This is a genomic window from Microcoleus sp. N3A4 (assembly GCF_036701805.1).
Lineage (GTDB): Bacteria > Cyanobacteriota > Cyanobacteriia > Cyanobacteriales > Microcoleaceae > Microcoleus.
Window position 1 is genome coordinate 55,634 of sequence record NZ_JAUBRJ010000032.1, and the last position, 26,722, is coordinate 82,355.

General features: G+C 45.6%; 28 protein-coding genes. 18 read left to right on the forward strand and 10 right to left on the reverse strand.

The annotated features are described in order from the left end of the window. Nucleotides 1–46: 46 nt before the first annotated feature. From QUA56_RS19200 to QUA56_RS19210, 3 genes are all read left to right on the forward strand, one after another. Nucleotides 47–1,129 (forward strand): adenylate/guanylate cyclase domain-containing protein, encoded by a 1,083-nt coding sequence (locus QUA56_RS19200; RefSeq protein ID WP_333360437.1) that lies wholly within the window; start codon nt 47–49, stop codon nt 1,127–1,129. Beyond that, nucleotides 1,126–2,373, forward strand: a complete 1,248-nt coding sequence (locus QUA56_RS19205; RefSeq protein ID WP_333360439.1) for a URC4/urg3 family protein — start codon at nt 1,126–1,128, stop codon at nt 2,371–2,373. The genes QUA56_RS19200 and QUA56_RS19205 overlap by 4 nt, the downstream gene beginning before the upstream one ends. A gap of 98 nt (nt 2,374–2,471) precedes the next feature. Further along, nucleotides 2,472–2,723 carry a hypothetical protein gene (locus QUA56_RS19210; RefSeq protein WP_333360441.1) on the forward strand — a complete coding sequence of 84 codons (252 nt, stop codon included), beginning with the start codon at nt 2,472–2,474 and terminating at the stop codon, nt 2,721–2,723. Here the strand turns inward: QUA56_RS19210 and QUA56_RS19215 are convergent. Beyond that, nucleotides 2,688–3,260, reverse strand: coding sequence for a DUF4360 domain-containing protein (locus QUA56_RS19215; protein WP_333360443.1), 573 nt, complete (start codon nt 3,258–3,260; stop codon nt 2,688–2,690). The two genes, QUA56_RS19210 and QUA56_RS19215, sit on opposite strands and share 36 nt — an antisense overlap. Nucleotides 3,261–3,865: 605 nt before the next feature. Between QUA56_RS19215 and upp the strand changes: the two genes are divergently transcribed. Both upp and QUA56_RS19225 read left to right on the forward strand, forming a co-directional pair. After that, entirely contained in the window at nt 3,866–4,501 is a 636-nt protein-coding gene (gene upp, locus QUA56_RS19220) for a uracil phosphoribosyltransferase (RefSeq protein ID WP_333360445.1), read from the forward strand. Nucleotides 4,502–4,819: 318 nt separating this feature from the next. Next, a complete protein-coding gene (locus QUA56_RS19225; RefSeq protein ID WP_333360447.1) occupies nt 4,820–4,966 on the forward strand; it encodes a hypothetical protein in 147 nt (48 codons plus the stop codon). A gap of 305 nt (nt 4,967–5,271) precedes the next feature. On the opposite strand, the gene QUA56_RS19230 is transcribed toward QUA56_RS19225, so the two are convergent. Together QUA56_RS19230 and QUA56_RS19235 are read right to left on the reverse strand one after the other, a co-directional pair. Then, on the reverse strand, nt 5,272–7,191 hold the full coding sequence (locus tag QUA56_RS19230) for a hypothetical protein (protein WP_333360448.1): 1,920 nt from the start codon (nt 7,189–7,191) through the stop codon (nt 5,272–5,274). Between the two features lie 37 nt (nt 7,192–7,228). Beyond that, the gene (locus QUA56_RS19235; RefSeq protein ID WP_333360451.1) at nt 7,229–8,473 is read right to left on the reverse strand and encodes a glycosyltransferase family 4 protein; all 1,245 of its coding nucleotides are present in this window, start codon (nt 8,471–8,473) and stop codon (nt 7,229–7,231) included. Nucleotides 8,474–8,549: 76 nt separating this feature from the next. On the opposite strand from QUA56_RS19235, the gene QUA56_RS19240 reads away from it, so the two are divergent. From QUA56_RS19240 to QUA56_RS19250, 3 genes are all read left to right on the forward strand, one after another. Then, nucleotides 8,550–9,020 (forward strand): tetratricopeptide repeat protein, encoded by a 471-nt coding sequence (locus QUA56_RS19240; protein ID WP_333360453.1) that lies wholly within the window; start codon nt 8,550–8,552, stop codon nt 9,018–9,020. A 103-nt stretch (nt 9,021–9,123) separates the two neighbouring features. Further along, the gene (locus QUA56_RS19245) at nt 9,124–10,071 is read left to right on the forward strand and encodes a glycosyltransferase family 2 protein (protein WP_333360455.1); all 948 of its coding nucleotides are present in this window, start codon (nt 9,124–9,126) and stop codon (nt 10,069–10,071) included. Nucleotides 10,072–10,179: 108 nt separating this feature from the next. Next, nucleotides 10,180–10,422: a hypothetical protein gene (locus tag QUA56_RS19250; RefSeq protein WP_333360457.1), complete on the forward strand. Its 243-nt coding sequence runs from the start codon at nt 10,180–10,182 to the stop codon at nt 10,420–10,422. Nucleotides 10,423–10,461: 39 nt separating this feature from the next. On the opposite strand, the gene QUA56_RS19255 is transcribed toward QUA56_RS19250, so the two are convergent. Together QUA56_RS19255 and QUA56_RS19260 are read right to left on the reverse strand one after the other, a co-directional pair. Then, on the reverse strand, nt 10,462–10,965 hold the full coding sequence (locus QUA56_RS19255; protein WP_333360494.1) for a DinB family protein: 504 nt from the start codon (nt 10,963–10,965) through the stop codon (nt 10,462–10,464). A 53-nt stretch (nt 10,966–11,018) separates the two neighbouring features. Continuing rightward, nucleotides 11,019–11,300 carry an antibiotic biosynthesis monooxygenase gene (locus QUA56_RS19260; protein WP_333360459.1) on the reverse strand — a complete coding sequence of 94 codons (282 nt, stop codon included), beginning with the start codon at nt 11,298–11,300 and terminating at the stop codon, nt 11,019–11,021. Nucleotides 11,301–11,506: 206 nt separating this feature from the next. On the opposite strand from QUA56_RS19260, the gene QUA56_RS19265 reads away from it, so the two are divergent. Next, nucleotides 11,507–12,205, forward strand: coding sequence for a diacylglycerol/polyprenol kinase family protein (locus QUA56_RS19265; RefSeq protein WP_333360461.1), 699 nt, complete (start codon nt 11,507–11,509; stop codon nt 12,203–12,205). Nucleotides 12,206–12,402: 197 nt separating this feature from the next. Here QUA56_RS19265 and QUA56_RS19270 read toward each other — a convergent pair whose 3' ends face one another. Next, on the reverse strand, nt 12,403–12,552 hold the full coding sequence (locus tag QUA56_RS19270; protein ID WP_194066136.1) for an isochorismate synthase: 150 nt from the start codon (nt 12,550–12,552) through the stop codon (nt 12,403–12,405). Nucleotides 12,553–12,659: 107 nt separating this feature from the next. Here QUA56_RS19270 and QUA56_RS19275 point away from each other — a divergent pair, with 107 nt between their 5' ends. The 9 genes from QUA56_RS19275 (at nt 12,660) to crn3 (ending at nt 19,540) form a co-directional block, all read left to right on the forward strand. Further along, nucleotides 12,660–12,854 carry a hypothetical protein gene (locus QUA56_RS19275; RefSeq protein ID WP_333360463.1) on the forward strand — a complete coding sequence of 65 codons (195 nt, stop codon included), beginning with the start codon at nt 12,660–12,662 and terminating at the stop codon, nt 12,852–12,854. A 29-nt stretch (nt 12,855–12,883) separates the two neighbouring features. Continuing rightward, nucleotides 12,884–13,027 carry a hypothetical protein gene (locus tag QUA56_RS19280; protein WP_333360465.1) on the forward strand — a complete coding sequence of 48 codons (144 nt, stop codon included), beginning with the start codon at nt 12,884–12,886 and terminating at the stop codon, nt 13,025–13,027. A gap of 24 nt (nt 13,028–13,051) precedes the next feature. Further along, the gene (locus QUA56_RS19285; protein WP_333360467.1) at nt 13,052–14,455 is read left to right on the forward strand and encodes a nicotinate phosphoribosyltransferase; all 1,404 of its coding nucleotides are present in this window, start codon (nt 13,052–13,054) and stop codon (nt 14,453–14,455) included. A gap of 139 nt (nt 14,456–14,594) precedes the next feature. Then, nucleotides 14,595–15,194, forward strand: a complete 600-nt coding sequence (locus tag QUA56_RS19290; protein ID WP_333360469.1) for a nicotinate-nucleotide adenylyltransferase — start codon at nt 14,595–14,597, stop codon at nt 15,192–15,194. Further along, complete coding sequence (locus QUA56_RS19295) at nt 15,155–15,904, forward strand: NrtR DNA-binding winged helix domain-containing protein (protein ID WP_333360471.1); 750 nt, start codon at nt 15,155–15,157, stop codon at nt 15,902–15,904. Before QUA56_RS19290 ends, QUA56_RS19295 begins: the two co-directional genes overlap by 40 nt. A gap of 70 nt (nt 15,905–15,974) precedes the next feature. Continuing rightward, complete coding sequence (locus tag QUA56_RS19300) at nt 15,975–16,268, forward strand: isochorismate lyase (protein ID WP_333360474.1); 294 nt, start codon at nt 15,975–15,977, stop codon at nt 16,266–16,268. 216 nt (nt 16,269–16,484) lie between these two features. Then, the gene (locus QUA56_RS19305) at nt 16,485–18,215 is read left to right on the forward strand and encodes an NAD+ synthase (RefSeq protein WP_333360476.1); all 1,731 of its coding nucleotides are present in this window, start codon (nt 16,485–16,487) and stop codon (nt 18,213–18,215) included. A 19-nt stretch (nt 18,216–18,234) separates the two neighbouring features. After that, nucleotides 18,235–19,164: a DUF192 domain-containing protein gene (locus tag QUA56_RS19310; protein WP_333360478.1), complete on the forward strand. Its 930-nt coding sequence runs from the start codon at nt 18,235–18,237 to the stop codon at nt 19,162–19,164. 43 nt (nt 19,165–19,207) lie between these two features. After that, a complete protein-coding gene (gene crn3, locus QUA56_RS19315) occupies nt 19,208–19,540 on the forward strand; it encodes a CRISPR-associated ring nuclease Crn3/Csx3 (protein ID WP_333360480.1) in 333 nt (110 codons plus the stop codon). A 243-nt stretch (nt 19,541–19,783) separates the two neighbouring features. Here crn3 and QUA56_RS19320 read toward each other — a convergent pair whose 3' ends face one another. The 4 genes from QUA56_RS19320 to QUA56_RS19335 form a co-directional block, all read right to left on the reverse strand. Then, nucleotides 19,784–19,930, reverse strand: a complete 147-nt coding sequence (locus QUA56_RS19320) for a hypothetical protein (protein WP_333360482.1) — start codon at nt 19,928–19,930, stop codon at nt 19,784–19,786. 325 nt (nt 19,931–20,255) lie between these two features. Then, complete coding sequence (locus tag QUA56_RS19325; RefSeq protein ID WP_333360484.1) at nt 20,256–22,760, reverse strand: CHAT domain-containing tetratricopeptide repeat protein; 2,505 nt, start codon at nt 22,758–22,760, stop codon at nt 20,256–20,258. A gap of 617 nt (nt 22,761–23,377) precedes the next feature. Next, complete coding sequence (locus tag QUA56_RS19330; protein WP_333360486.1) at nt 23,378–25,777, reverse strand: ATP-binding protein; 2,400 nt, start codon at nt 25,775–25,777, stop codon at nt 23,378–23,380. A gap of 281 nt (nt 25,778–26,058) precedes the next feature. Next, a complete protein-coding gene (locus QUA56_RS19335; protein WP_333360488.1) occupies nt 26,059–26,376 on the reverse strand; it encodes a hypothetical protein in 318 nt (105 codons plus the stop codon). Nucleotides 26,377–26,722 lie beyond the last annotated feature (346 nt).

The window sequence follows — 26,722 nt, forward strand, 5'->3', positions numbered from 1 at the left end:
TGCCAAATAAAATTTATTGCTGGTTTTTGATCAGTCAGGGTAGGTTATGGCTAATTTGCGTTCAACTGTGATCGTAAAAACAGATATTTGCGGATATACCGCCCGAGTTAAAAAATTATCTCAGTCGGACTTAAGTAGTTTGTTAAACGAGCATAAAACTTTTATTTCAGATATTAGCACCAGAAATGAAGGAAGCGTGATTAAAGGGGAAGGTGATTCATTTTGGATGATTTTTCCCAGCGTCACAGCAGCGGCTGTGGCAGCCATAGAAATGCAGCAAGAATTGAGAGCGCAACAATCTAGCAAGGCGAACGACGAACGGTTGGCTATTCGCGTGTCGATTACATTAGGAGATGTTTTGCATCAAGATAAAGATATCTTTGGCGATACGGTGAATTTAACCGCGCGCATAGAATCAGTAACTCCGCCGGATGAAATATATTTGTCCCAAGCAGCATGGCTGGCGCTCAACAAAGCAGAAGTGCAAACGTCTTTTGTCAACGAGTTTTCTTTGAAAGGAATGAGCGAACCTGAAAAAGTCTACAAAATTGACCAAAGTTACAAAACGCGAATCATAAAAAATCAAGCAATAATTAAAGCAGATTTGAGAGGTTTTATTGCTTATCAAGAGTCAAATTCTATCAAAGATGTTGAATATTTGCTCACCAAATTTGATACTTTTGAAAAAATAATTTGCGAAGAATACGGCGGCACAATTCGGAGTATTGTTGGCGATTCGCATTTGTTGACTTTCCCGGAAGCTCACTCAGCCTTAGCGGCAATGGAAAGTCTGTGCGAGAATTGGAAAGTTTTTACTGACGGCAATCAAATACCTTGCGGCTTGTCGGTGGGAGTTGCTAAGGGAAATTTATATATATTTAGGTCTTGCACTTACGGAAAAGATATTAACATAGCCGACAGGCTGGAAGGTTTAAGTAAAATAGTATGTCCGGGTAGAGAAAGAAATTCGGTGATAGTTTCCGATCAAATAAAACGCGAAGTCAGCGGGTCGAAGTGGGAATATAAGCTGATCAAAATCGATAAAAATGCGATTTTAGATAATCTTTTAGATTACAGTCAGTTTGACTTTTTTCAAGAAAACGATGTTTATCGGTGTTTGGTTGCATGAAGTTGCACAATATTGAACTTGAGACTGTAGAATATCTGAGAACGCCGGCTGCTATTCGCCAAAAGTGCGATCGGCTTTTTGATTTAGCCCGCCTTGACAAACTCCGCTACTTCCGCGTCGATTTATCCCAACTCGACAAAGCAGCAAATTATGTAATTGAGACAACGCGGGAACAGTATCCCGATTTTAACATTCCCTTTCACAGTCGCTGGCGGCATTTTGAAGCCGGCAACCTGCCGCGACTTGCCGAATTGGATGCAGCAATAGCCGAATTTTCACTCATAGAGCAAGCTAAGATCAAATTTGATTTAGCAATTGTCAGCGTTTTGCTCGATGCCGGTGCTGGTGCAGAATGGCAGTATTGCGAACCAGAAACCGGACTGGTTTACCGCCGTTCTGAAGGGTTAGCAATAGCCAGCTTGCGGATGTTTTGTCAAGGTGTTTTTTCCAGCAATCCCGATTTTCCTTGGCAAGTAGATTCTCGCGGACTTTCTCAATTAAAACTAGAACCTTTAGCTGCTGGATTTCAGGTAAGTCGAGACAATCCGCTAGTTGGTTTAACAGGCAGATTAGAATTATTGCAGCGTTTGGGAAATGCTATTTGCCAGCATCCATTATTATTTGGCAGCGAAAACCCGCGTCCTGGCAATTTGGCAAAATACTTGCTCGACAGTCGGGTTTCTGGTGTCAAAACTGTGAAGGCTTCTGAAGTATTGAGCGCTGTTTTGACAGGTTTTGGGGAAATTTGGCCGGGAAGATATGCAATTGGTGGCGTTAATTTAGGCGATGTTTGGCGGCATCCGGCATTACAAGGAGAAAATCTGGGAGATGAATTCGTGCCGTTTCACAAACTCTCGCAGTGGTTGACTTATTCGCTGTTGGAACCGCTGCAAGAAATGGGTTTAGAAGTGACTGGATTGGATGAGTTAACGGGATTGCCGGAGTACCGAAACGGCGGTTTGTGTTTGGATATCGGGCTGCTGCGGGCAAAAGATGCGGCTATTTTTGAGCAGAGTTACTTGCCGGGTTCGGAAGTTATAGTAGAATGGCGATCGCTCACAGTCAATCTTTTAGATCGAATTGCCGCAGCTATTCGAGAAAAGCTGCATTTGAGTGCGACAGAATTGCCGCTGGTGAAGATTTTGCAAGGAGGAACTTGGGCGGCGGGGCGGAAAATTGCGGCCGAATTGAGGGCTGGTGGAGTGCCGCCAATTCAGATTGAAAGTGACGGCACTGTGTTTTAAGGGGAAGAGGGAAGTTCGGCAACGGATTCTATAACGGATGTAACGGATGTAACTCATATGTTGCACCATTCTCAATTAGCCTTTTATGAACAGGCAAGATGCCTGTTCCACAAAATATAAACTTTCTTGTGGAACAGGCATCTTGCCTGTTGCTCACAATGGTGCAAGATATCAGATGTAACGGATGTCAGGAAGAGGGAAGAGGGAAGAAGCAAGAAGGAAGAGGGAAAATTATTCCCTCTTCCAACTTAAAACTCAAAATTCAAAATTCAAACCTGAAAACTATTCCTCACATTACACTCCCCACAAGCTGCTTAGCGGCAAGCGCGATATTTGACGTGATAAACTAAACCGCGATGAGCCAAATCGAAGGAGTCAACGGTGGCCATGCCGGCACCGCGGGCTGTCATCGAAGCATTTACTCGCATATTTACACTGTCGCCGCAGCTAGACCAAACATTAGCTACAGTGGCTAAGCTATCTCGAACATTGTAGTTAGTTTCCCCGCTCAAATTCCGATTAAAAACTGGGCCGCGGGCTCCAGCGAAAAAGTATTCTGCTCGCAGGTTGCCTGTGGTTTTAGGAGCAACGTAGCCGCGATAATCAGCATCGTAGATAGAAATTTGGAAGCCTTGGGGTACTTTGATGGGAATGCTCAGATTGCAGCTTTTCCGGCTTTCTGTTGACACATTTCCCTGGGCTGCAAACTTGTCAAATAGGATGGTCAGTTCTTGACCGTCGGGGCTGACGCTGACGCTGGCGGAGCGCTCTGGGCAACCGCTACCGCCATAGCTTGCACCTAAAATTTGAACGGCCGGATTAGCCAAGGCAGGCCTGATAGAAGCAGTCATTAATGCCGTAGCTAGCAATAGTTTTACAAACTTCATGGATGTTCTCCTTAATAAGTTCAGTTGTGTATTAGGAGCACCCTAAAAAAATGGAACTGAATTTAGGTAATGTGTTTTAAACTTGGATATAACCGCATTCATGTGGAAAGATGAAAAGCCAGTCAAGCCAAGCTTATGACCTCATGTGCAGTTCCTCTTCCGGTTTTTTCGATTAGTGAATTAATCGAAAAAATAGGTTTTCTGCTGATACTTCTTAAGATTCATATCTGTTGGTGAAAGTTCCGGAAGATTCCGGTGCCAAAATCCGGATCTGTAGTTACGGGCTTTTTTGGCAGCGCGAGACAGCGAGACAAGTCGGGAGGCTTTTGGGCCCGGAGCTGCGTTGCTAGGAAGAGCGCGGGAAGGAGAGGAAACGAGAGAATGACATATTTGTGTATTTTCAAATCTCGCATACTTAGTGTCGCGCTGCGCGGACGAAAGGCAAGTGTAGGAGCGAATTTTATTGGCGCAGTATTCATGTTTTCAATACGGGTTTGATATAAGTAGTCCTGGACGCAGGGGTGGCAGAAACCGAGTTGTTTTCGTGTCAAGAGTGCGTCCCAAACTGATAAGGTAGAATAAAGCAGATTAATTGTTTAAAAAAAATGAGTGCTAAAGTTACTGTCATCGACCATCCTTTGATACAGCACAAGTTAACTCTAATGCGGCAAACTCAAACGAGCACGGCGAAATTTCGCCAACTGCTGAAAGAGATTGGGCTGCTGCTAGCTTATGAAGTGACGCGAGATTTGCCGCTAAAATACGAACAAATAGAAACGCCGATCGCCAAAATGAATGCACCGATGCTGGCTGCAGAAAAGAACATGGTCATTATTTCGATTATGCGCGCCGGTCAGGGACTGTTAGATAGTATTTTAGAACTGATTCCGTCAGCGAGGGTAGGACATATTGGTTTGTACCGCGAGCCGACAACTCGGATGGCGATCGAATATTATTTCAAAGTTCCCCAGGATATCGAAGAGCGAGATGTTTTAATTGTCGATCCGATGCTGGCTACTGGTAATTCAGCAGTGGCGGCAGTGGATAGACTTAAAGAAGTTAATCCGAAGTCTATTAAGTTTTTGTGTTTGCTGGCGGCGCCGGAGGGAATTAAGCACTTTCACCAACAGCACCCTGACGTGCAGATTTATACGGCTGCTGTTGACGAAGGTTTGGACGAGCACGGCTATATTGTACCCGGACTTGGAGATGCAGGCGATCGGCTTTACGGCACTATGTGAATTCAATAATATGATTTTCGGCTGTATATGCTAATACATTCATTAAAAAATAACTTTACTAACATAAGTAGCGGTTTGAGCTTAATACAATGCAAATTGTCAGATTTTAATGTCAGGAAAAGCCTATAGATACCAATGGTTGTAGGATTTTCTTACATTAAATTCGTAAATTGCATTATCTAGATGTATTTACTGCATCATAGGGTTAAATTCTATGCCTTTAGTGTAACTAATAGCAGGAATTAGTTCATAAAATAGATGTATGACGTTAACCGTTTGCGATCGACTACTAACAATTTTTGGATGAGGAAAAAAAGAATGGAGACTACAGCACAGAAAAAAGCCCCAGATCAGACTGTTGAAGAAGTGAAAATTAACAATATCAACAGTTTGGAGTTTGAGCTTTGGGCTAAAGCGGTGAAACGGCAGATGATTGCAGCACTCTCCAAAAAGGGCGCGATTTGACATCTCTCGGTTTTTTGTGTGCAAGTTGTGTTAATTAAATTAACAAAATTTTTGTCTGCATTGTTGTCCGAGAGCGATAAGTGGGGAGGGGAAGAGTTTTGAGATTGCGCCTCTTTTCGGAGTTGCGGGAGGGGCAGAAGAAAGCATTTTCCTTTTTCCTAGTTTTGGACGCACGGGTGGCGGGAAACCGGGTTTTTTTACGAAAATACTTCTGTTGCAGTCGGCAGAAACGGTAAAAAAACCCGGTTTCTTTGTCTCAAGAGTGCGTCTAGGACTGTTCCCTGTGCCGACTGGTTTCTGCCAGATCACGATCGCTTGTCAACCGCCGCCAGCAAGCGCAGACTTCCGTCTTGAATCTGCACTGCTTTTACCGTTCCCACAGCAACTCTTTGTTGACCGTTAGCCATCGCTACCTCAATCTTAATCTTGGGGTCAGCCTGCAAGCCCAGCCGCCCCCAGAGCCACTTGACTTGAGTAGCAGGAAAAGAGCGCACTTCTACGTCTGAAAAGGGCGAATTAACCCAGCGGCTGCCGTCGTAAAAACTCGCTACCTGCACCTGATACCAAACTTGTTGTCCTGCCAATTTTAACTCGTTTTTCGGTTCGGGTTCCAGCCACTCAGCGGGATTGATACTGCTAATTAAAGTAGCAGAACCCATAATTTGACTCTTGTGGTCTTCTAAACTTTCAGCCTGAGAAACTGCTTCGTCAAGTTTATTGACCAAATTCCGAATTCGACTTCTTGTTTCGCTGTCAGTATCTGATTGCTGGTCGAGCCAATTCATCGCCTCGCGAGTTCCGTCTTGGGACGCTACAATCAGCGCGCCCCAAGCCTTGACATCGGCGTCAGCGGCATTCACTCTCAAGGCGGCGTCTACGCGGTTCCAGATCCGCTCGCCGTCATTTTTGAGGGTTGTGGCAATTTCGTGAGTGTTGCTCGGATCGGCTTCAAATACTTGCAAAGCTTGGCTCCAGCGGCCGTCGATCAATTCTGCGAGAACTTGTTGACCGGGACTGGCCCAAGATGCGATCGCCTGAGCCCGAGTAATTTTAGCGTGAAATTCGATCGTTTCTAGCTGAGCTTGCGCGACGGCAGGCCAATTTTTGCCGGCTTTCCCCTTCGCCAAACGCATGACATTTAATGCTGGAGACCACAGCCCGCTTTTCGCCAGTCGCAGCCCATTTTTGTAAGTCTCGTCATTGAAGGCAAATTCTTCTAAAGAAATCGCCGTTAACTGAACTGGGTTCGGCAAAAATTTGCGCGGGCCAATTTGATAAAGGGTAAATTGCGGCTCTAAACCAACTGTTTGGTCGATCGCCAACTGCGGATTTTCCCCCTTAACAATTTGCTGCCAATTCGGCGCTTGTCCGGCCGCACTCGCCCACTCCAACAGTGGCATTAAATGATTTTGGCTGGGGTTGTAGCGAACGACTTGTCCGTAGGGAATTTTCTTGTCGCCCCGCTTTAGTTGACCGCTGACATTAAACCAAATGCCAGAGGCGGGGGGCTTGCCGTCAAAGCGGCGCAGTTCTGTTAGGGGTAACGACTGATTGGAGGCTTGATTGTTAGATGTAGAGTCAGCTAAAGAAGCAATGACAAAAGATTCCGCAGGGCCTTCTAGATTCACCGAACTTGCTAACTGAAAATACTGCTCTTTATCGGAATCGGGATCGGGAAGTTGCACCCGCTTGTACACTCGAAGTTCGACAATTTGACGGCAAGGATTTTTGCAAACAGTAGAAGCATTAACAGTCCTTTCCACCATCACCGGCAAGAGCAAATCGGAAATAGAATTATCGTCGGATCGATCGACAGGAAGCTGCAGGGGTTCTCCGGTTACGAATCCCAATTTGCGGATGCTGGCTTTGATTTGATCCAGAGTTTGGATCGAATCTCTGCTACCTGTAGGCAGGCGCGACCATCCAGGCACAAACTGAGAGATCAATTTGTTGCCGTTAGGATCGACAATTAGCTGGTAACTCAGCCAAGCGCCGCCTCCCATCAAAGCTGCACAGCCACACAAGACGCTGAGGGCTGTCAAATTAGCTATCAGTCTTTTCCAGGGATATCTGGCGGGAGTTGGGGAAGCAGGTATGGGAAGCTGGGACTCTTGAAGTTTTTTGGGGCGTCGGGTTTGGCGGCGGCGTCTTGTCGGAGGAGGAGCAACTTTTGGATTTTCTGGGGGTTTGGCTCGATTTTTTGAGGGGTTAATTTTGTGTTCCATCGTCCCATTTTAGAATTTAGATTTTAGAATTTAGAGTTTAAAATTGCAATAGCCGATCGTACTGCCGACCTATGATATCCCAGGTGTATTGGTTTTCAACGAGCGATCGCGCGCTCTTGGAAAGCTGCTGTCTTAGCTGCTGATTTTCAAACAAACTGGTAATCGCCTCAACATACTCCTGAACTTTGTTCGCCCGCAAGGCCCTTCTCGGTTGTGGGCCGCCATCGACGGCTAAACCCTCCAAACCTCGATCGCTCGCAACCACAGGGGTTCCCGCAGCCATCGCCTCCAAAGTTTTATTTTTAATCCCAAAACCAATCCGCATCGGCACCACACAAACAGCAGCCTGATGCAAATATTCTGCCACCCTTTGCACCCGACCTACTACTTGAATTCCCGGGAGTTTCCCCAAGGCGAGCACTTCCGGGACTGGCGAAGCCCCGACTAGGGTGAGGGTAGCATCGGGATAGCGCTGCTGCAAAGGCGGCAGTACCTGCAAACTGAGAAACTGCGCCGCGTCAATATTGGGCAAATTGTTCATGGCGCCTGCAAAAATTAAGGTGTGTCCTCCCGGATCGATCGACCGGTACGGAAATTGTGCCAAATCCACGCCGTTAGGAATTACATCAATGGGAGGTACAAAAAAATCTTGTTTTCCTCGCACCTGAAGCGGAGGCGACAGCAATTCTAGAAGTTGCTCTCTGTCTGTGGATGTTGTCGCGACAATGCGGGAAAATTTGGAACAGTAGCGTTTTTCGTAGCGGGCGAGTAGCGGTAAATTCAGTCGATCGCGCAGCGGTTTTTCGGAGGTGCCGGTTGCTAACATTTCCCTGCAAGTTCCCCAAACGGAACTGTGAATGTTTGCCACTGTCAGCACTTTTTGCCGCCATTCTGGACGCACGTAAATCTCGTTAACGCTGTGTTCGCAGGTGACAGCATCGCATTTGCCTGCTGTTACCAACTCGTCTGCCCAATTCTGCATTGTTTGCGAGTAGCTTGAGAGTACGTTCGGAGGTGTCCCGGACAACAAAAATCGACCGAAACGCCCGATTTTTCCGATTATCCCGGTTGAAAATGTCCCGCGAGTCTCGAAAACTGCCAATTCTAGAACTTGCTGGCGCAATGCGTCGATTTGTGCGTCGGTGACATCGGGCGATCGCACAGTGCCGAGAATTACATCATGCCGCTGGCTCAAGTATTGCAATAAATTAAACGTCCTTACCTGAGTTCCTCCGCGGCTTGGCGGATAGGGAAAAGTCGAGGAAAGCATCAAAATCTTCATGGGATGCGGGATAAATAAAGTTGCCGCTTGCGCGATAAAATTGATCGATCAAACCTTTTTAACAATCCTCGCACCTATGGACGAATTATCTGTTAAGGCGCTGCTCGAAGACTTGAAAAAGTCCGACGAAAGCGTGCGCGATCGGGCAACTACAGAGCTCTGGCGCACTTGGTTTAACCAGAAGGGTGAGTATGGGATGCAAATTCTCAGGCGAGTGCAAGTTTCGATAGATGCAGGCGATGTTCCCCACGCTTTGGATTTGCTGACGAAACTGATTGCGGAAGCGCCTGATTTTGCTGAAGCTTGGAATCGGCGCGCCGTACTTCACTATACCCAAGGAAATTATAAAAAGTCGCTCCACGACTGCGAAATTGTCCTCAAACTGAACCCGGTGCATTTTGGAGCGCTGCACGGTCTGGGTTTGTGCTACGCTGCCCTGGGAGAATACAGAAGTGCTATTCAAGCTTTTCGCCGCGCTTTGGAAATTCAACCCTTTGCTTTGGTGAATCAAAAGTTAATTCTTGAATGTACCGCTCGTTTGAGTTAAAAAAGGAAGAAGGAAGAAGGAAGAAGGAAGAAGGAAGAAGGAAGAAAATCAATGGTTTCTGGATTTTTTTGCGATTTAAAATCTCAAATCTCAAGTGGTGATTGTGCCGAAAATTAGTGTTTGCATTCCTACTTGCAATCGAGTGCATCTGCTGGCTTGTGCGATCGCCAGCGTGCTAGATCAAACTTATACAGATTTTGAATTAATTGTCTGCGATGACGGCTCAACTGACAGCACTCCGCTGTTGATGTCGGAATTTGCCGATCGCGGGATTCGCTACATTCGCCACCCGCAGAATATCGGCAAAAGCAATAATATGCGATCGGGCTTTGCGGCGGCAAGCGGCGAATATTTTATCAAGTTTGACGATGACGATCGCCTGAGCGCGCAATTTCTAGAGCGCACATCTGCTATTTTAGATAAAGACCCCAGCATTGATTTTGTCAGTACAGATCACTGGGCGATCGATATTAACAATTATATTGATGAAAACCAGACGAAACTCAATTCGCACAGGTGGGGCCGCACCGAGTTGTCGCCTGGAATTATTGAAGATTTGCTCTCCACAGTTTTTCTGAGACAAAGTTTGCAAATAGGGGCAACTTTGTTTCGTCGCGGCGCGCTGGAAGAAGTAGGATTTCTGCGGCCGAATTGGCAAAATTGCGAAGATAACGATTTGTTTGTGAGACTTGCGATTGCGGGCAAAAAGTGCTATTACTTGCCGGAGCTGTTGATGGAGTATCGATTTCACGCAGGACAGCAAGGAGTCGATCGGGCAATTCCGTATTTGAGTGATAAATTGCGCTATTTGACCAGTTACGAGTTTGAGTCGGAGAAGTTGGAAACAGTCAGGCTCAAAAGGATTGCAGAAACTCAATTAGCGTTAGGTTTGCGGCTGATTGAGGTTGGTGAAACTGCAAAAGGGCGCCTGATGGTCTGCGCTGGAAAGTCGGTTTCTGAGGCGAAAATGTGGGCGGGTTTGGGATTGTCGCTGCTGCCAGTGGAGTGGCGGGGGAGGGCTTTTGCGGCTGTGCGGGAATTGGTGAAATGATAATTAGTAATAGTTCTTGGTTATGAGCAAGTGATAAAACAGTCGCTTTTTAATTATGTTATCATATTTATACAGTCAAGCTAATCTCTGTTAATAGGAGAAGTCGTTATGCAGATACCAGAAAATCCCAGTAATGATGACATCAGACAAGCATTAATTGAGCTTAGGGAAGAACTAGGTCAGAAAGTCGATCGCCTGGAATACAAATTTGACGCATATCAGAAAGGAACTGATGGTATGGTGAGGATGGCTACGACTATTATTATTGCTAGTGCTTCCGTCGTTGTCTTGTCTAGTCTTAGTCCCGCAGTAACAGCCATAGTCACAGCATTGTCAGCAGGAAACGGATAGTAATAATTAGGAATCAAATGCCTTGATATTATCTTGACGTTATACAGAGGCGACGGGTAGCCACGGAATATCTGTAACGCCTGGGTCGTAGCCAAGTTGTTTGAGCAGTGTGGTAATTTGTCCTCTATGGTGAGTTTGATGATTGAACATATGTGTCACCAGAACCCAAGTCGGTAGCACGCGGCATTTACCATCTACATTGCTTGTGTACTCAAACGGTTGACTCAACCAGTCAGAATTAAGGTGTCTAGACCATTCTATAATTTGCCGATCCGTTGTCTCCCGTTCGGCTCTCAAAGCCTCAAATTCACCATACAGTTCTTGCCCGATAACGGTAACAGAAAATGGGTGAAGAGTGAAACGACCCATCCATGCTTTGTCACCATACAGTAAGTGATTCAAAGTGCCATGAATCGACTTGAAAAAGGCACCCATATCCTGTTTGCGCTGTTCATCAGGAATTCCCGAGCAGACAGAATATATTTTTTGATTCATCCAGCAATTGTACTCAGCCATTAGCTGGTAGTAGCTACCGTCGTACATACTCAAAACTTAACCCCATAGTTTGAACAACTTACATTATACAAATATGTCTTTCACAATACTCCTGACTCTAATTGGTCTAGATAAATAAACTCAGGAGCTTTAACTCCCGCTTCCTCTCGAATTTTAACCAGTCTAGGCGACTCAAAAAACGCCCTAGCATCTGCGATAGATGTCCACGCGGAGAAATGAACAATTTTGTTGGGTTCATTTTCATACTTCAAGACTTGATACGATCGCTCGCCAGCTTCTTTTCGTAAGTTTGCAGCACGATCGAATACCTGTTTCCAAGCTTCATAGTTTTCTACTTCATGAATGATTAATACATATTGCATAGCAATCAGATTCTCCGAGAGTTTCAAAACTTCAAACGACTAATTTGATTAGCCTAACTCACTTTTCCTCCAAAGCCAACCACAGGAGAGCGAGTAAATTATACCGTAGTGACGGTAGAAAATCCTGCCAACGCCGAACAGAGCGATCGCGCTTTCCACTAAAGTAGTAAACAGTGCCTGATGTAAATAAGTGTTTCCTAAATATCGTGTCTATATTTGCTGAAGTTCCGACTGTGTGGCTGCAAATTTCCCTCGTGGGAGTCTGGCTGGGCTTGATTTTACTGATAGCTGAGGGCTTAAATCGCTTTACTTCTGTCGATGCTGAGGTGTCGCGGAAGGTGGTTCACATCGGTAGTGGGAACGTGATTTTGCTGGCGTGGTGGCTGGAAATACCCGGTTGGGTGGTGATTTCGGCGGGAATTTTAGCAGGCGCGATCGCCCTAATTTCTTACCAAGTTCCGATTTTGCCGAGTGTTAACAGTATCAACCGGAAGAGTTTGGGGACTTTTTTCTATGCTGTTAGTATCAGCATTCTCGTAGCTTGGTTTTGGCCGCTGCAACATCAGGAATACGCTGCTTTGGGCATTTTAGTGATGACTTGGGGCGACGGATTGGCTGCTGTCATCGGCCAGAAATACGGCAAACATATTTATCGAGTTTGGGGAATGCAGAAGAGTTGGGAAGGTTCTGCAACTATGTATTTGGTGAGTTTTGCTGTTAGCTGTTTGATTTTGCTGGCGGTTCAAGGCAATATTTGGCAAACTTGGGTGGTGTCTGCCGTTGTGGCTTTGGTTGCTGCTAGTTTAGAATCGGTTTCTAAGTGGGGAATTGACAATTTGAGCGTGCCGATCGGCAGTGCTGCGATCGGCTTTTTTCTGAATCAGTTTTGGGTAATTGGTAATTGATAGGTTGGGTAGAACGAAGTGAAACCCAACCTACAATTAGTATTAACAGTCAACAGTCAACAGTCAACAGTCAACAGTTAACAATTAACAATTAACAATTAACAATTAACAATTAACAATTAACAATTAACAATTAACTGTTGACTGTTAAACAGAATGCCTTTGCCTGCATCGCTAGAAAATCCCCGATCGGCTGCTCATTTTTCCCATTTAGAGCCTTTGGGTGGCGTACCTTCAAAAGGCTGAACGCCAGTGTTGGGATAATCGTCATCGCTGCGTCTAAAAATCCGCGAGGCTGCTTCCGAAACGTAACGCATTGCGTTTACAACAGATTTATAAAGATTCATAAAATCCGCCTCTCTTGTGTGGCTTGGGATACTTTTAGATTACTCTTATTTTTTGCCTTTGGACTACTTTAGCAATATTTATTTGAATTACTTATTAGTCTGCAACATTGAAGCAAACTGAAGGTTTTAGGAATTACGCATTTGTGGGCGATCGACCTTTTGCTGGTAGATTTTTCCTTGCTCAACTCATGCAGTGGCGATCGCACTCCCGACGCTCAGAAACCGGGTTTTCTAACTCGGTTCGACGGCTGCAACCAAATATTTGCGTAAAAAACCTGGAACGCTTGAGTGTTTGCGGTTAATTCCTGAGTTTGTTAAATGAGGTGTTTTTATGGATTCTACCATAATATTCACGCCTCAAGCCACCTCAAATCTGCTACTCACCGCCGTACTCAAGGAATTATTCAAACAAATATCTGCAATCTTTATCAAAAATTTACAAAAAGATATGGTGTTAGTCACTATAATTAAATAAAGAAATTTGTTCGGGGTTTTTCTTATGAAAACTACCACAGAAAGCTTGCAGCTCACAGGTTTTGAAGAAATCCAAGAAGACCAAGAACTGACTGTTTCCTCAGCAGATTACAGCCTTTTGACCGATCTCTACCAGCTAACGATGGCGGCTTGTTACGTTGGGGAAGGCCTCGACGGGCGGGCCGCGAGTTTTGAGCTGTTCGCGCGCAGGCTGCCAGAGGGTTTTGGCTACGCGATCGCGATGGGTTTGGCTCAAGTTCTCGACTATCTGGAGAAATTTCGGTTTTCTCCGGCGCAAATAGAGGCTTTGCAGTCCACTGGGATTTTTGCAGGTGCCCCGGAGCGATTTTGGACTCTACTCGCCACAGCCCGCTTTACTGGGGATGTTTGGGCGGTGCCGGAGGGGACGGCGGTGTTTGCCAACGAGCCGCTGCTGCGAATTGAGGCTCCTCTGTGGCAGGCTCAGTTGGTGGAAACTTATTTGTTGAATGCGATAAATTATCAAACTTTGATTGCGACGCGGGCTGCGCGGCTGCGGGATGCGGCGGGCCCGGATGCTAAGTTGCTGGAATTCGGGACGCGCAGGGCTTTTGGGCCTCAAGCTGCTGTGTGGGCGGCTAGGGCGGCTCTGGCTGCTGGGTTCGACGGAACTTCTAATGTTTTGGCTGCTTTGAAGTTGGGCCGCAAACCTGTAGGTACTATGGCTCATGCTTTGGTAATGGCTGTGGCGGCTCTAGAAGGTAGCGAAAATGAGGCGTTTGCAGCTTTTCACCGCTGTTTTCCGGGGGCACCGCTGCTGATCGATACTTATAATACTGTGGTGGCGGCGCGGATGTTGGCCGATCGAGTAAACAGCGGTGAAATGCAGTTGGAAGGCGTGCGGCTGGATTCGGGCGATTTGGCGGTGCTGTCTCGGGAAGTTCGATCGCTCCTTCCGGGCGTTCCAATTTTTGCTAGCGGCGATTTGGACGATCGAGAAATTGCTAAATTAAAAAGTAGCGGCGCTTGCATTGACGGTTACGGTTTGGGAACGAAGTTGGTCAGCGGTTCGCCTGTGAACGGTGTTTATAAGTTGGTGGAAATTGACGGGATTCCGGTGATGAAAGAGGCAAGCGGCAAGGTAACATATCCAGGAAAAAAGCAAATTTTTAGACATATTGAAAATGGGCAAATTCTTGGAGATTGTTTGGGATTGTCCGGTGAAATTATTCACAATGGCGATTCTCACTTACCATTAATGGAGTTGGTTGTCAAGGATGGGAAACGAGTGCAGAACCAGGAAAGTTTGGAGGATATCGCCAAACGAACTGCTGCTTCTGTCGCCAGTCTTCGAGCCGAAACTCGGCAACTTGACAACCCGATTTCGCCGCCAGTGGAAATTTCTACAGATTTGCAGAGTCTCACCCAAAAAACGAAAAAGAGTCAGTAGTCAGTTGTCAGTTGTCAGTTGTCAGTTGTTATCAATCAACAATTAACAATCAACAGTCAACAATCAACAATCAACAGTCAACAGTCAACAGTCAACAGTCAACAGTCAACAATTCCCAATTAACTATTACCGATTCCCTATGCAGAAGATTGCTCTTTTTGGAACCAGTGCCGATCCGCCTACAGCGGGACACAAAACTATCCTGAATTGGCTTTCCCAAAATTTTGATTGGGTAGCAGTTTGGGCGTCGGACAATCCTTTTAAGTCGCACCAAACTTCTCTAGAACACCGATCGGCAATGCTGCTGTTAATCATTCAAGAAATTAATTCGCCGAGACACAATCTTTGTTTGCATCCAGAACTCAGCAGTCCGAGGACGCTAGAAACTGTGGAACAAGCAAGATTGCTGTGGCCGGATGCAGATTTGACGCTGGTAATAGGTTCCGACTTGGTGGGGCAACTGTCTCGCTGGTACAAGTTTGAAGAATTGTTAAAACAAGTGGAGTTGCTGATAGTACCGCGCCCGGGTTATCCGTCAGAACAATTAGATTTGTGGCAGTTGAGGCGGATGGGTGCAGAGGTGGCGATCGCATCTTTGAGTGCTCCCAATGTTTCTTCTACTTCCTATCGGGAAACAGGAGACACGGAAGCTCTGACTCCGACCATTGAAGATTACATCCATAGGGAGCATTTGTACGCATGGCACGAGGCACAAAAAAGAGCGAAGGTTGCTCATTAGCTGACTTTAAAGTAGGAGTAGATAATGTTATTTTCTCCGTCGATACCGTGCAGAACCGCTTGTTGGTGCTGTTGGTAATGCGGCAAGACGAACCGTTTATTGATTCTTGGAGTCTTCCCGGCACTTTGGTGCGGCACGGAGAGTCTCTTGAAAATGCGGCTTACCGGATTTTGTCTGAGAAAATCCGGGTAAAAAACTTGTATCTGGAGCAATTGTATACTTTCGGAGAACCGGGGCGCGATCCTCGGGAATTTACCAGGGGCGATCGTTATCTTTCAGTTAGTTATTTTGCTTTGGTTCGGTTTGAAGAAGCTGAGTTAATTGCTGGGAGTGTAGTTGCGGGTGTGGACCACCGAGTCGGCGGCATTGCTTGGTATCCCGTGCAACAAGTTCCTAAGCTAGCCTTCGATCACAACCAAATTCTCGAATACGGATACCGGCGACTGCGTAACAAACTTGAATACAGTCCGGTAGCTTTTGAAGTTTTGCCGGAACTTTTTACTTTGAGCGATTTGTATCAACTTTATACAACTATTTTGGGGGAAAATTTTTCTGATTATTCTAATTTTAGAGCTCGATTGTTGAAATTGGGTTTTTTGTGCGATACCGGTGTCAAGGTTTCGCGGGGGGCTGGCCGCCCTGCTAGTTTGTACCGCTTTGATGCGACCGCTTTTGCTCCTTTCAAAAATAAGCCGCTGGTGTTTATCTAGCTGTTCCTTGGATGACATTCGGGGATCAATTTAGTAACATTAGAATAGAAGCTATTAAGGAGTGTCGGCGATGAAAGACCCTGATGAATGCGCTAATATTAACGAAGTGCGGGAGGAAATTGATATCATCGATCGAGAAGTGATCGACGCTTTGAGCAAGAGATTTAAATACGTCGTCGCGGCAGCAAGGTTCAAAACGAGTGAAGCTGGCGTTAGAGCGCCCGATCGCTTTCATGCTATGTTACAGCAGCGGCGGGAGTGGGCTTTAGAATCGGGTTTGAATCCTGATGTGGTTGAAAATATTTACCGGGATTTGGTAAATTATTATATTGATGAAGAATTGAAACATTACAAATCTGAGTAATGTTTCCCTATATTCAAATCTAGGACTATAGGAAATCGAGTCCGCGCGGGCGGACTGTTAGCAATATTTATGGTAGTGATGCAGGTAAGGATCGTGGATTAAATAACTTCCGTAGGTTGGGTTGAGGAACGAAACCCAACGCCACGCTTGATTGTTGGGTTTCGTTCCTCAACCCAACCTACAAAAAATGCAAGTTATTTAATTCTCATTCCTAATATGAAAATTGCGATCGCACAACTCAACCCTATGATTGGTGACATCTTTGGCAACTCCAACCTAATTCGGGAGGCAGCGAAAAAAGCGGAGGTTGAGGGCGCAAACTTATTGCTAACACCGGAACTTTCCCTGATCGGTTATCCGCCGCGCGATTTGTTGATCGATCCGAGTTTCATTGCAGCCGCAGGCGCACAGTTGCAGCAACTGGCGCAAGCTTTGCCGCCGGAGTTGGCAGTCATAGTCGGCACTGCCGTACCTAATGCTAATGCGGTTCAACTCGGCGGAAAACCATTGTTTAACAGCGCTGTTTTGTTGCAAGATGGCGCAGTCAAAACAGTTTTTCATAAACGCTTGTTGCCTACTTATGATGTATTTGATGAAGATAGATATTTTGAACCGGGAGAAAACAGCAATTACTTTTCTATTGGCGAAGTCAAAATCGGCGTGACAATTTGTGAAGATTTGTGGAACAATGAGGAGTTTTGGGGTAAACGCAGTTACGCGGGCGATCCTGTTTCCGATTTGGCAAAATTGGGCGTAGATTTAGTGGTGAATTTGTCGGCATCGCCTTACTGTGCGGGGAAGCGGGGAGTGCGATCGGCGATGTTGCAGCACAGCGTCATCCGCTGCGGGATACCGATTATTTACGCTAATCAGGTAGGGGGAAATGACGATATTATTTTTGACGGCAGCAGTTTTGCTGTGAATCGAAAGGGTGATTTGATTCAGGTATTAGCTTCTTTTGAAACGGATTTTGCGGTGCTGGAATATGACGCAGCTAAACAAGATTTAGTTGGCAGCAATCAGCAAAGTGCAGCAGGAATTGAGGCGGCGTCGTTGAGTTTTTATCCTGGCGAGGGAGATGCAGAAATTTGGGCTGCTTTGGTTTTGGGAGTGCGAGATTATGTCCGCAAGTGCGGTTTTTCTAAGGTTGTACTCGGTTTGAGTGGCGGGATAGATTCGGCTTTGGTGGCGGCGATCGCCAGTTGCGCGATCGGGCCCGAAAATGTTCTAGGGGTGTTGATGCCTTCTCCTTACAGTTCGGATCATTCGGTTAATGATGCTTTGGAAGTAGCCCGAAATCTGGGCATCGCGAGCGAAATGTTGCCGATCGGCGATTTGATGAAAACTTACGATCGTACTCTCGCCGATTTGTTTGTCAACACACCTTTCGGGATTGCTGAGGAAAATATTCAATCGCGGATTCGAGGCAATCTGTTGATGGCAATTTCTAATAAGTTCGGACATTTGCTGCTTTCGACTGGCAATAAGTCGGAAATGGCGGTGGGTTACTGCACTCTCTACGGCGATATGAATGGGGGATTGGCGGTGATTTCTGATGTCCCGAAAACTCGGGTTTATTCGCTTTGTCGGTGGCTGAATTCTGGGATTGAGAAGGTAAAAAATCAGCCAGAGTTGGGAAAGAAAATTATTCCGGTTAATATCATTAGTAAAGCGCCGAGTGCTGAACTGAAACCGGGGCAAGTAGACCAAGATTCTTTGCCGGATTACGATGTTTTAGATGACATCTTGCAGCGGTCGATCGAACATCACGAATCTGCCCAACAAATTATCGCTGCGGGACACGATGAAGCGGTGGTTAAACGTGTAGTAAAATTAGTGAGGCAAGCGGAGTTTAAACGGCGACAAGCAGCCCCGGGTTTGAAAATTAGCGATCGAGCTTTTGGTACCGGTTGGCGGATGCCGATCGCCAAATCTTCCTTTTATTAAACGCATCATTAAACGCAAAATGGTTAACATCGACGGTACTTTCGGCTTCGATTTTCTCCTGGGAACTCTCAGCAACGATACGATTAGAGGATTTGCGGGTAATGATACTGTTCAAGGTTTGGGGGGAAACGATCGGCTTTTTGGCGATCGGGAAAATGATTTGCTAGCAGGAAATGAAGGCGCTGATACGCTGTCTGGAGGGCAGGGAAGCGATACAATCTATGGAGGACAAGAGTCGGATTGGATGTTTGGCGATCGGGGTAACGATTTGCTCATAGGCGGCGAAGGCGGGGATATCTTGACAGGAGGCGCGGGCGATGATTTATTTGCGATCGAAAGAACCGCCGCCGCATCTACTATTACTGAAGCCGATATAATTACAGATTTTGGCAACGGCAATGATAAAATTGTCTTGACAGAAGGCCTGAAGTTTAGCGATTTGGAGCTTTCTGTTTCCGACAACCAAACTGTTATGAAAGATAAAAACTCTGGTAATTATTTAGGAGTTGTTTCGGGAAACCCTAATCTGACTGAATCAAACTTTATATCGCTGTTTGGCGGACTAGATAGGGGTCAGCTTTTGCCAATTTCGGTTAACACGATTGTAGCCGATCGCGCGATCGGACTGGAAGTGGCGCAAACTCCCCAAGAACAAGCCACAGGTTTAATGTTTCGGACAGCATTACCCGATGACAGGGGAATGTTTTTCCCGATCGAACCCGCGCGAAACGTGCGTTTTTGGATGAAAAACGTGTTGATTGAACTCGATATGGTTTTTCTGCGGGAAGGCGTCGTGCAGGCGATAATTCCTAACGTACCGCCGTGTTTGAGCGAAACCTGCCCCAACTACGGCCCGGATGTTCCCGTTGACGGAGTTATTGAACTCAGAGGCGGAAGGGCGGCGCAATTGGGACTCAAAGTTGGCGATCGGATTCCCAATTTACCCTAAAAGGTATATGATTTTACAACAGCATTCAACATTTTTGCATCCAATGAATCCGATTGAATTAAAAATAATCCCCAATCAAACTCAAGACGGTTTAGCTTACCAACATTTGCGCTTGCGAATTACAACTCAAGACGGTATTATCACACCAGATGATTTACAAGGTTTGAAACTTCCTCAAGATGTTCAATACAGCCAAGGAATTGTCATTGAAGGTAGAGGAGCGATTTGGCTGTACGGGTATTTAGTGCACGAATGCCATCCTGCGGCTTGGGTTGGATGTTACGATCCGCGATTAGAAGGTGCGGTGGTAGTAGCGACGCACAAGCACGAGGTATCAGTTGGACAGGTAATAAAATTGAGTTTACCGAGTGATTAAATTAGATTGTTTTGGATAAATTAACCGCAATATTTGTAGGGCGGGTTTTACCAACAATCTTTGATTCACATCCACAATATTGATCGATCCGCCCTCTCCTCATGTAATGTTTATTTGTAATAACTCGCATCTTGCACCATGCTCGAGAACGGGCAAGATGCCCGTTCCACAAGAAATGATTTTTTTTGTGGAACAGGCCGGAAAGCCTGTTCATAAAATGCTTATTGAAAATGGTGCAATATCTCAGTAATAACTGACATCTTGCACCATGCTCAAGAACGGGCAAGATGCCCGTTCCACAAGAAATGATTTTTTTTGTGGAACAGGCCGGAAAGCCTGTTCATAAAATGCTTGTTGAAAATGGTGCAATATCTCAGTAATAACTGACATCTTGCAGCATTCTCAAGAACGGGCAAGATGCCCGTTCCACAAGAGATTATTTTTTTTGTGGAACAGGCCGGAAAGCCTGTTCATAAAATGCTTATTGAAAATGGTGCAATATCTCAGTAATAACCTACTTACTATCGCGCGCCCAAAAAGCCTTTAAGTTTCACCCTCCCAGCAATACGAAGCACTTCAAAAACTGGTTGACAAGCTGCTGCTACTGTACTTCATCAACCTGGAATATGCTGTATATCTAGTGTGCCTGCGTAAATTCTGAAGGATTTACCTTACCGCCTACTCTATGTGCCACTTGCATAAATCCTAAAAGCTATTACTCTGCTTCACCAATCAGGGTAAATGCAGCCCAATCTCTGGGTTCTGGATGCTTTTTCATTGTGATTAACATTGCTTGCCGCAAGGCTTGAGCTTTATTGGGATTTTGCTGCAACTGGCGATAGAATTCTGCCATTAATTCTGCTGTGGGAGCATCGGGAACCGACCACAGAGAGGTGAGGATGCTGGGAACTCCAGCAGTAATTAATGCGCGAGATAAGCCAATTACACCATCGCCCGTTAATGTTCCTCTACCTGTATTGCAAGCGCTTAAAACCACTAATTCAGCATTTAATTTTAAATCTAAGATTTCGCTGGAAGTGAGCAAGCCGTCATCATTTCCCGAGGGAGCCAGGGCGATCGCTCCTGGCATATCTCGCCTTTTGACTTCATTGAGTAAACCATGAGTGGCTAGATGAATAATCCGAGCATTTAACATTTGTTGAGTAATGGATACTTTCGTGGCTTGAGAGCCGATAATCGCTTGAGTGTTCAGAAGTTGGGCAATAATTTTGGCCTCCTGTTCGCTGCCCGGAAGTGGTTGTAATTGTTGTGGGGGGTTGCCAATTTTTGGCATAGTAGGATTGCCGACAACGAGGATATTTTGGGGGGAAGTTTGTCGGTTTTTTTGTCTCGCTTGGTGGGTTAGCTGCAAGATTTGAATGGCAGGAGCAATGATGATGGTATGTTTTTCAATTAAGTATTGACCTTGGGCATTTTGGAGGCTAGCAAAGGGAGCTAAAAAGAGAGATTTATGAGGAATGAAGATAACGGGAGCATTGGGATTAGTGGGTAAAAGATCGGCGATTGGTTCAATCAGTAATTGATAAAGTTGTTGTAATTGTGGGTTGGCGGTTCGGGAATTAGCAGGTGTTGAGTTTGGGCGATTTGTTGCGGGTTGATAGGAGAGATTATTTTCCGATGTACCCAGAGCATCGCGACTACCGCGAATCATGTCTGCAAAGACTGTATCTTGTTCGTTCAATCCTCTGCCAGTAGCAGCAGCGACTCTTGTGTTTTCCGTAGCTGGTGTTAGATGAATGTTGAGGGATTTGAGGTCAACAGAGCGAAAAGTAATTTCACCAGTCGGCTTAATTACCCAAATATAGAGAGCTTGATTCCCGATAGTTGAATACTCAACGAGGGTGGCGTTTTGTTCTTTAGCAATTTGTTGAATTTGCTGGATGTTGGGCGGGTTTATGGTGATTTGAGCAGAGGCAGAGGGGGCGAGTCGAGCAGCTAATAACTCTACAAAAGCTCTGGCTCTTCCCCGTTCGGCAATTTCCAGGGCTTCATTAGTTTTCTTCTGGGCAATGAGGACTATTTGTAAGTTGCGATATGGGCTAGTTTGCGTGTCAAAGATTGACACTTTGTTGGCATTGTCTAAGCGAGCTCGGAGAGATTCTGAAACTTTGATACTATCTAGTAGTGGTTTCTCGGCTGCTGAGAAATTGCCTTCTCGGTAGAGTGCAAATCCCAAATTTGCCAAAGCTATCCGTTCACCTTCGCGGTCTTTAATTTCACGGGCGATCGCCAAGTGCTGCTTCTCGTATTCAATCGCTTTGCCGTAGTTGCCGAAATCCAATCCAAAACTTCTCGACCTTGCCACCAAACTTAACATTGAGTCTGAACTGTCCCCTCTTCCTATCTCACCTTGGTAAAGGTAAGCAATTCCCAAATTTCCCAAAGCTGCTCCCTCACCTTGGCGATCTTTAGTTTCGCGGGCGATCGTCAACCACTGCTGAGCATACTCAATAGCTTTGGCGTAGTCGCCGAGGCTACGGTAAGCATTTCCCAAATTGCCCAAAGCCTTTCCCTCACCTCGCCGGTCTTTAATTGCGCGGGCAATCGCCAACCACTGCTGCTGGTACTCAATGGCTTTGGCGTAGTCGCCGAGGTTAAGGTAAGAATTTCCCAAACTTCCCAAAGATGCTCCCTCACTTCGGCGGTTTTTAATTTCGCGGGCGATCGCCAACGACTGCTGCTGGTACTCAATGGCTTTGGCGTAGTCGCCGAGCCTACGGTAAGCAATTCCCAAATTGCCCAAAGCTGCTTCCTCACTTTGGCGGTTTTTAATTTCGCGGGCGATCGCCAACGACTGCTGCTGGTACTCAATGGCTTTGGTGTAGTCGCCGAGGGAATCGCAAGCAATTCCCAAACCTCCCAAAGCTCTTCCCTCGCCTTGGCGGTCTTTAATTTCCCGACAAATGATTAGCGCTTGCTGCCAAGACTGTATAGCTGCTTGAAATTGACTTATCTGAAATTGCTGACGGCCTTGGTCTAACAGCCTGTCAGCTTCCGCTTTCCGGTCTGTAGGGTTCTGGGCCAACTCTTGAGTAGAAGGGATTTTGGCTTGAGCACTAAGGATGAAGGGAAAATCGCCGCCACTGAGCGCGGCTAGAAGTGAGAAGAGTACGGTCGAGCCAATGGTTTGCAGTTTCATCGCTTTTACTTCCTCAGTCAGATAAATCACTTGAGCCAATATAGCGGTTATCAACCGCATGAGATACACTCAGTAAAGTTCATTAGACCTCTCCCATAATTCTTGTGGAACAGGCAGGATGCCTGTTCAAGACTGGCTTTTCTGGAGATGTCTATTAGCGTTTTGCGATCGCACACACCAATCCTCTTTCATGAGGGCGAGCAACTCATAACGTTTTAAGGTAGCTCAAAGCTTCGTTCAAAAACTCGCCTATTCGCTAGGGAAAAGTAAAAAGTCTAGCTCCCCTTGCTCACGGTGGCGGATTTTCCTCAACGTTGGTGGGAAAAATTGATGCGATCGAACAACTGCTCGATCAAAAAAATGATCCTACTTTAATAGGACTTATAGCCTTTCTCAAAAAGATGAGGTATGACTGACAGCTTACATAACCACCCAGACTTATTGGGCCGGGGCCCAACTACGTCCGCGAATCTTTCGCTCGAACCGCTATACGTACTCAAGGGCGTTAAATCAAGGGTTTGAGATTGCGACACACAGTGAACAATGACATAATTACGTTGTTTGTGCGTAAGTTCTGTTTAAAAGAGTTATACCAAGGCTTTCAACAAAAGACCCGAATCAAAGTCAGTATATCTTATTACGCGATCGCCTAAAAAAAATTGAATCTTAATTAAAATTTATCCCTTCACAGGCAAAACGATCGCAAACTCAGTGCCAACTCCCGGCTCCGCATTCACCTCGATGCTTCCGCCATGTTTTTCTACCGCAATCTGGTGGACAATTGCCAAACCCAATCCAGTGCCTTTACCGACACCTTTCGTCGTGAACAAATGGTCGAATATCTGCTGTTTCACTTCCTCTTTGATCCCGGTGCCGTTATCAGCAATTTTAATTTTAATGTGCGCTTCGCCCATTACCTCAGTGCAAATTGTGATGCGGTTGGGATTGGCGGCAATTTTACTAAAACTGCGTCCTACATTTGACTCTTCTAAGGCGTCGATCGCATTGGCAAGCAGGTTCATGAAAACTTGATTTAATTGACCGGGAAAACATTCGATTTTAGGGAGATTGCCGTATTTAGTTATCACTTCAATCTGCGGGCGGTGTTCGTTTGCTTTGAGGCGGTGTTTCAAAATTAAAATAGCGCTATTAATGCCGTCGTGAATATTAAAAGGAACTTTGTAGTCTTTGTCGCCTCTGGAGAAGGTACGCAAACTGGTGCTGATGCTGCAAATGCGATCGCACCCGACTTGCATTGAATCAATCATCTTCGGTAAATCTTCCAAGAGATAATCGATGTCTATCTCTTGGGCGTGGTCGGCAATTTCTGATTTCGGTGCAGCGGAGCGATACAATTCTAAGTGTTCTATAACATCTTTCAAACTCTTTTTACCTTCGCTTAAATTCCCAGAAATAAACCCAATCGGATTGTTAATTTCGTGGGCAACTCCGGCAACTAAATTGCCCAAAGCAGACATTTTTTCGTTTTGCACGATTTGCAGTTGCGCTTGCTGTAAATCTTTTAAAGTTTGTTCTAGCTGTTGATTTTGCTCTTGCAAAAGTTCCGATGCTCGCTTGCGATCGGTGGCATCAACACCCAAACCAATAATCCCGATCGTCTCGCCCTGGCAATTTTTTAGCTGCACTTTCGTGACTTCTAAATAGTGTCGTTTCCCGTCAACAAATCTGAGAGTTTCGATGGAGTAATGCGGCAAATCTTGGGCAAGGCAAGCGGCATCTGAAAGCAGACACCCCGCTGCATCCTCTCCCAGTATATCTTTGTAATGATCGACAGCTAGGAAAGCGCTCACAGGCACGCCCATATGTTGAGAAAAGGTCTCGTTCAAAAACTGTACTTTACCGCTGGGATTAACCATCCAAATCCAAATCGGAGCGACATCAATAATCGCTTGGAGCATTTGTTTTTGATCGGCAAGCTGAGCTTCGGTTCGGGTGAATTTTGCTAGCGATCGCTCTAATTGTCGGCAGTAATCCTGAGATTTTTGATATAGCAGAGCATTTTGCAAACAGATGGCTGCCTGGGAACACAGGAGATTGAGAAGTTGCAGGCGATCGCGGGTAAAAACTCCTGCGGTTAACCGATTTTCCAGATACAAAATGCCGACTAAGTTGCCTCGATCGAGAATCGGCCAACACAACACGCTCTGCGGTTCGTATTTGAGGATGTAGGAGTCGGAATCCCAATCACATTTTTGAGCGATGTCCCGCACAATCACAGGTTTCAACAAGTTTTTAACGCAGTCAACAATTTTGAGGGGCAAGATATCGCTGTTTTCATCGAGTGTTGCGGATGATAAGTCGATCGCCCGCTCGACTCCAAAATTGTCGATCGCGCTTGTAGCAGCGATTTCCCATTGATTGCCGTTTGGCAAAATCAGCGCTGCTTTGTCCGATCCTGTATTTGTCATCGCCAGTTGCATCAGTTTGGCAATCAGTCGATCGAGCTGAATTTCACTAGAGAGGGCTTGACAAGCTTGTAGCAGACTTGAAAAATTTCCGAAATCTGAGACGATAGCCGAAACAGACGGATGAATGGATGGATGAAGCGATTGATTTTGCCCAGCAGGTGTTGGAAAATTTGCTAATGGATTTGCAGAGAGTTTTGCGGGTTCTAAAATCGGTTTTAACAATTGAGGATAGCGTTTTTCTAAGTCGTCAATTTTGGCTTTATCTCCCCAGCGGACATAGCAATCACAGGCATCTGTCATGTAGACTCGCGCAATTTTTTCTCTTCCCAATGACAGGTAAAACTTAGCAGCTAGTTCGCAGGCAAGAGCTTCTTCATTCAAATATTCGTTAGCTTGAGCTCCGGTAATAGCTCGATCGTACAGTTCCATTGCTTCTGCTGTCTGCCCCAAAACGCGGAGCCATTCTGCCTCAACCAGATCGAACTTGTGCTGGTAATTGATCGGGGTATGGTGCGCGAATTCTTTGAGTTTTTTCTGACTGACCCCAACGCGCTTAAGGATTTGTTGGCGCTCCGCCGGTGTGACATCTGCATAGATTGCCAAATCTGCCAGCGTATCATAAAAGTCGTGCATCATTGTTACTAGCATTTAAACACACTTCTCAAAATAAGGTTTGCATCCATTTTTCCTGTCTAGCGGCTTCGGATCGACCGAATATATCCCGAATCCGTCGCCTCTTTTTGCTAAAATTTATACGCCTCCATCTGGCAGGTAACAGTCATTCGATTTTAGATTTTAGATTTTAGATTTTGGATTGACCCCACGGATCGAGTCGGGGGCTTGAGGATTTTAGATTTGAGATTTTGGATTGATTCCACGGATCGATCGCGTGGCGGGTACCACCTTTGAAATTCTTGGTCAAGAGCAATTCAAATATTCGGATGTTTCATATATTTGTAAATAACTGGCCTTCGTTCGAGTTCGTCGAGAATGTCTGTTCGCTTGAGGACTATTTCGACCGATGCAATTAACGGCGGCTGATGCAACTTTATCGTATTCTGGCAGCACCGCCTCCCGGAAATCCTCCGCCACAACGAAGTAGGTTTGAGAATTTTAGTGGCGGGTTGCCGTTCTCGATCGCGCACGGCTCGATCGACAGCCGATCGAGAATCGGTGTACAATTGCGCGATCGAGCGATATCCCGGCACGATCGCAGTCAAATCTACTACATTTGCTGTTGCGTCCATATCGGCTGACCTTAACCCCGACATTAATTTGACAAACTTAGTGTATCTATCTTAGGGCATAAACAGCATAGTTTTTGATCTGTCGGTCGAAAATTTCAATTATTTATTAATGAACAACATTTTATACTTTGGCGATCGGGATTCGAGCCTGTTACTTAGGTATAAGTTTCTACGGTTAATATCAAAGGCGGTTAAATAAACGCGAAATACCGTAAGAACACGGCAGTATCGTGTCTTGAGAAATACAATGTGTAATTAATTGAATTTAATAGACCTCTTGCAAAATAGTTTTATGATATAATTAAAGGTTTTACTGAAAATTGGTTGAATCCCAACTTCTGACTTA

Bases quoted from the DNA above. Each gene is read 5' to 3' on its own strand.
- upp (WP_333360445.1), top strand. From the start codon at position 3,866: ATGAGTGCTAAAGTTACTGTCATCGACCATCCTTTGATACAGCACAAG.
- QUA56_RS19310 (WP_333360478.1), top strand. From the start codon at position 18,235: ATGGTTAACATCGACGGTACTTTCGGCTTCGATTTTCTCCTGGGAACT.
- QUA56_RS19270 (WP_194066136.1), bottom strand. From the start codon at position 12,552: ATGAATCTTTATAAATCTGTTGTAAACGCAATGCGTTACGTTTCGGAA.
- QUA56_RS19235 (WP_333360451.1), bottom strand. From the start codon at position 8,473: ATGAAGATTTTGATGCTTTCCTCGACTTTTCCCTATCCGCCAAGCCGC.
- QUA56_RS19285 (WP_333360467.1), top strand. From the start codon at position 13,052: ATGAAAACTACCACAGAAAGCTTGCAGCTCACAGGTTTTGAAGAAATC.
- QUA56_RS19320 (WP_333360482.1), bottom strand. From the start codon at position 19,930: ATGTCAGTTATTACTGAGATATTGCACCATTTTCAACAAGCATTTTAT.
- QUA56_RS19300 (WP_333360474.1), top strand. From the start codon at position 15,975: ATGAAAGACCCTGATGAATGCGCTAATATTAACGAAGTGCGGGAGGAA.
- QUA56_RS19280 (WP_333360465.1), top strand. From the start codon at position 12,884: ATGGATTCTACCATAATATTCACGCCTCAAGCCACCTCAAATCTGCTA.
- QUA56_RS19335 (WP_333360488.1), bottom strand. From the start codon at position 26,376: ATGGACGCAACAGCAAATGTAGTAGATTTGACTGCGATCGTGCCGGGA.
- QUA56_RS19240 (WP_333360453.1), top strand. From the start codon at position 8,550: ATGGACGAATTATCTGTTAAGGCGCTGCTCGAAGACTTGAAAAAGTCC.
- crn3 (WP_333360480.1), top strand. From the start codon at position 19,208: ATGAATCCGATTGAATTAAAAATAATCCCCAATCAAACTCAAGACGGT.
- QUA56_RS19290 (WP_333360469.1), top strand. From the start codon at position 14,595: ATGCAGAAGATTGCTCTTTTTGGAACCAGTGCCGATCCGCCTACAGCG.
- QUA56_RS19260 (WP_333360459.1), bottom strand. From the start codon at position 11,300: ATGCAATATGTATTAATCATTCATGAAGTAGAAAACTATGAAGCTTGG.
- QUA56_RS19225 (WP_333360447.1), top strand. From the start codon at position 4,820: ATGGAGACTACAGCACAGAAAAAAGCCCCAGATCAGACTGTTGAAGAA.
- QUA56_RS19210 (WP_333360441.1), top strand. From the start codon at position 2,472: ATGCCTGTTCCACAAAATATAAACTTTCTTGTGGAACAGGCATCTTGC.
- QUA56_RS19200 (WP_333360437.1), top strand. From the start codon at position 47: ATGGCTAATTTGCGTTCAACTGTGATCGTAAAAACAGATATTTGCGGA.
- QUA56_RS19215 (WP_333360443.1), bottom strand. From the start codon at position 3,260: ATGAAGTTTGTAAAACTATTGCTAGCTACGGCATTAATGACTGCTTCT.
- QUA56_RS19295 (WP_333360471.1), top strand. From the start codon at position 15,155: ATGGCACGAGGCACAAAAAAGAGCGAAGGTTGCTCATTAGCTGACTTT.
- QUA56_RS19205 (WP_333360439.1), top strand. From the start codon at position 1,126: ATGAAGTTGCACAATATTGAACTTGAGACTGTAGAATATCTGAGAACG.
- QUA56_RS19250 (WP_333360457.1), top strand. From the start codon at position 10,180: ATGCAGATACCAGAAAATCCCAGTAATGATGACATCAGACAAGCATTA.
- QUA56_RS19330 (WP_333360486.1), bottom strand. From the start codon at position 25,777: ATGCTAGTAACAATGATGCACGACTTTTATGATACGCTGGCAGATTTG.
- QUA56_RS19305 (WP_333360476.1), top strand. From the start codon at position 16,485: ATGAAAATTGCGATCGCACAACTCAACCCTATGATTGGTGACATCTTT.
- QUA56_RS19230 (WP_333360448.1), bottom strand. From the start codon at position 7,191: ATGGAACACAAAATTAACCCCTCAAAAAATCGAGCCAAACCCCCAGAA.
- QUA56_RS19325 (WP_333360484.1), bottom strand. From the start codon at position 22,760: ATGCGGTTGATAACCGCTATATTGGCTCAAGTGATTTATCTGACTGAG.
- QUA56_RS19255 (WP_333360494.1), bottom strand. From the start codon at position 10,965: ATGTACGACGGTAGCTACTACCAGCTAATGGCTGAGTACAATTGCTGG.